The organism is Microbacterium sp. BF1 (assembly GCF_019279095.1).
Taxonomy (GTDB): Bacteria; Actinomycetota; Actinomycetes; order Actinomycetales; family Microbacteriaceae; genus Microbacterium; species Microbacterium maritypicum.
On record NZ_JAGYWT010000223.1, the window covers coordinates 1 to 3,988 of the forward strand.

Annotated in this window: 2 protein-coding genes and 1 pseudogene; all 3 read right to left on the minus strand. The window is 67.8% G+C overall.

Annotated elements, in window-relative coordinates:
• On the minus strand, positions 1-2,589 hold a 2,589-nt coding region (gene carB / locus KZA10_RS09200), incomplete at its 3' end, for a carbamoyl-phosphate synthase large subunit (protein ID WP_218682713.1).
• The gene (carA, locus tag KZA10_RS09205) at positions 2,589-3,767 is read right to left on the minus strand and encodes a glutamine-hydrolyzing carbamoyl-phosphate synthase small subunit (protein WP_055868118.1); all 1,179 of its coding nucleotides are present in this window, start codon (positions 3,765-3,767) and stop codon (positions 2,589-2,591) included. The genes carA and carB, both read right to left, overlap by 1 nt.
• Positions 3,764-3,988 (minus strand): annotated as a pseudogene (locus KZA10_RS09210) (hypothetical protein); the annotation flags it as partial. The gene carA and the pseudogene KZA10_RS09210, both read right to left, overlap by 4 nt.

Below are 3,988 nucleotides of genomic sequence, written 5' to 3' on the forward strand. Positions count from 1 at the left end.
CTTGGCCATGGGGATACCGAGCGCCTTCGACACGAACGGCACGGTGCGGCTCGCACGCGGGTTCGCCTCGATCACGTAGAGCACTCCGGCGCTGATGGCGAACTGCACGTTGAGCAGTCCACGCACTCCCACGCCCTCGGCGATCGCGAGTGTGGCCTCGCGCACCCGGTCGACGTCGGTGCGGCCGAGCGAGACCGGCGGCAGCGTGCAGCTGGAGTCGCCCGAGTGGATGCCGGCCTCTTCGAGGTGCTCCATGACGCCGCCGATGTACAGGTCGGTTCCGTCGTAGAGCGCGTCGACGTCGAGCTCGATCGCGTCGTCGAGGAAGCGATCGACGAGAAGGGGCTTGCCCTCCTCGATGACGACCTCCCCCGCGGTGCGCACGAAGTAGTCGCGCAGCGACGCGGTGTCGTAGACGATCTCCATGCCGCGGCCGCCGAGCACGAAGCTCGGACGCACCAGCACCGGGTAGCCGATCTCCTCGGCGATACGTACGGCGCCTTCGACATCGATCGCGGTGCCGTTGCGCGGCGCGACGAGACCTGCGTCATCGAGCAGACGGGAGAAGAGCTCGCGTTCCTCCGCCAGGTCGATCGCCTCGGGGCTGGTTCCGAGAACGGTGTAACCGGCGGCCTCGATGCCCTTCGCGAGTCCGAGCGGCGTCTGCCCGCCGAGCTGGCACACGACACCGAGGATGGTGCCGCTCGCGGCTTCGGCGTCGAGCACCTCCAGCACGTCCTCGAGCGTCAGCGGCTCGAAGTACAGGCGGTCAGAGGTGTCGTAGTCGGTCGAGACCGTCTCCGGGTTGCAGTTGACCATGACGGTCTCGAACCCGGCATCCGACAGCGCGAACGACGCGTGCACGCACGAGTAGTCGAACTCGACACCCTGGCCGATGCGGTTCGGTCCGGAGCCGATGATGACCACCTTGGTGCGATCCGACGGCGCGACCTCGGTCTCGAAGTCGTAGCTCGAGTAGTGGTACGGGGTGAGGGCGGGGAACTCGCCGGCGCAGGTGTCGACCGTCTTGTACACCGGGCGGATGCCGAGGCCGTGACGCACGCCCCTGACCTCCGCTTCGGAGATGCCGCGGATCTCGGCGAGCTGCGCGTCGGAGAAGCCGTGCTCCTTGGCGTAGCGAAGAATCGCCGCGTCGAGCTCGGACGCGGTGCGCACGATCTCGGCGACCTCGTTGATCAGCACGATCTGGTCGAGGAACCACGGGTCGATCGCCGTCGCGTCGAAGGCCTGCTCGACCGTCGCGCCCTTGCGCAGCGCCTGCTGCAGCGTCACGATCCGGCCGTCCGTCGGAACCTTCGAGATCTCGAGAAGCTCCTCCACCGAGCGCTCCTCGGCGCCCCAGTGGAAGCTCGATCCGCGCTTCTCCAGCGAGCGGAGCGCCTTCTGCAGGGCAGTCGCGTAGTTGCGGCCGATCGCCATGGCCTCGCCCACGGACTTCATGGTCGTGGTCAGCGTCGCGTCGGCGGCCGGGAACTTCTCGAACGCGAAGCGCGGAACCTTCACGACGACGTAGTCGAGCGTCGGCTCGAAGCTCGCCGGCGTGACACCCGTGATGTCGTTCGGGATCTCGTCGAGACGGTAGCCCAGGGCCAGCTTGGCTGCGAGCTTGGCGATCGGGAATCCGGTGGCCTTGGACGCCAGAGCGCTGGAGCGCGAGACGCGCGGGTTCATCTCGATGACGATGATGCGACCGTTGGTCGGGTCCACCGCGAACTGGATGTTGCAACCGCCGGTGTCGACGCCGACGGCGCGGATGATGTCGATGCCGATGTCGCGCATCTTCTGGTACTCGCGGTCGGTGAGGGTGAGCGCGGGAGCGACCGTGATCGAGTCGCCCGTGTGCACGCCGACGGGGTCGACGTTCTCGATCGAGCAGACGACGACGGTGTTGTCGGCCGTGTCGCGCATGAGCTCGAGCTCGTACTCCTTCCAGCCGAGGATGGACTCCTCCAGGAGCACCTCGGTGGTGGGCGAGTCGCGCAGGCCCGCGCCGGCGATGCGACGCAGATCCTCCTCGTCGTACGCGAATCCGGAGCCGAGGCCACCCATCGTGAAGCTCGGACGGACCACCATCGGGTAGCCGAGCTCATCGGCGGCCGCCAGCACCTCATCCATCGTGTGCGCGATGCGCGAGTCCGCCACGTCGGCCCCCGCATCGAGGACCAGCTGCTTGAAGATCTGACGATCCTCGCCCTTGTTGATCGCCTCGAAGCTGGCGCCGATGAGCTCGACGTCGTACTTCTCGAGGATGCCGTGGTTGTGCAGCTCGATCGCGGCGTTCAGCGCGGTCTGCCCGCCGAGCGTCGGCAGGATCGCGTCGGGCCGCTCCTTGGCGATGATCGTCTCGATGACCTGCCACGTGATCGGCTCGATGTAGGTCGCATCGGCGAAGTCGGGATCGGTCATGATCGTGGCCGGGTTGGAGTTGACCAGGATGACCCGGACGCCCTCCTCGCGCAGCACGCGGCACGCCTGGGTGCCGGAGTAGTCGAACTCGCACGCCTGACCGATGACGATCGGGCCGGATCCGATGACGAGGACGGAGTTGATGTCGTCGCGCTTGGGCATTACTTGGAGTCCTTCTGGCTTGCGATGACGAGGTCGCGGAACCTGTCGAAGAGGTAGTTGGCGTCGTGCGGGCCTGCTGCGGCCTCGGGGTGGTACTGCACCGAGAAGGCGGGGATGTCGAGGGCGCGGAGTCCCTCGACCACGTTGTCGTTGAGGCCGACGTGGCTGACCTCGACCTTGCCGTAGCCGTTCGGGCTGTCGAAGGTGCCCTCGATCGGAGCCTCGACCGCGAAGCCGTGGTTGTGCGCCGTGATCTCGACCCTGCCGGTCTGCTTGTCCAGCACCGGCTGGTTGATGCCGCGGTGCCCGAACGGCAGCTTGTAGGTGCCGAGGCCCAGGGCGCGCCCGAGCAGCTGGTTGCCGAAGCAGATCCCGAAGAACGGCAGCCCCGCATCGAGCACCGAGCGCAGCAGCTCGACGTGATCACCGGAGGCCGCGGGGTCGCCGGGACCGTTCGAGTAGAACACCGCGACGGGATCGACAGCGCGGATATCGTCGATCGTCACGTTCTGCGGCAGCACATGCACCTCGAAGCCGCGGGCGGCGAGGTTGTCGATCGTCGCCTGCTTCACACCGAGATCGAGCACGGCGAGGTTGCCGATGCGCTCGCCCATGGCGGTCGTCACGGTCGCGACGTCGACCGAGACCTCGGCGGACAGATTGCGTCCGGCCATCTCGGGAGCTTCGCGGACGATGCGCACCTGCTCCTGCGGGTCGAGCGCCGCATCCGCCCCGGAGAAGATCCCCCCGCGCATGGAGCCGGCCGAGCGGATGTGCCGGGTGATCGAACGGGTGTCGATGCCGCTGATGCCGACGACTCCGTCCTCGACGAGCACGTCGTCGAGCGAGGCGTTCGCCCGCCAGTTCGACACGACGCGCGAAGGGTCGCGCACGATGTAGCCGGCGACCCAGATGCGGCGCGATTCGGCATCTTCATCGTTCATGCCGGTGTTGCCGATGTGCGGTGCCGTCTGCAGGACGATCTGCCCCGCGTAGGAGGGATCGGTGATGGTCTCCTGGTATCCGGACATGCCGGTCGCGAAGACGACTTCGCCCAGTGTGCGACCGCGCGCGCCGTAGGCGCGTCCGATGTGTCGGGTGCCGTCTTCCAGGACCAGGACGGCGGGATCGGGGAGCTGGGCCGCGGAGGCCTGCCCGGAGGATGTCGAAAGGGTCATGACGTTGCTCCTGTGTCGGGGGCGGCGGGGACGAGCCGCTGCAGGTCGGAGATGAGGTTCTGAGGGTCGCCGGTGGCGAGGCGCAGATAGCTGTCGACGACCGTCTCGTCGTCGATGCTCCAGGCGAGGCGCACGAGGCCGCCGGGCTCCACGACGCGGTCGATCGTGACCGTGGCGCGGTCGATGGCGACGAGGCGGTCGTTCGCGAGGAAGACCGTCGG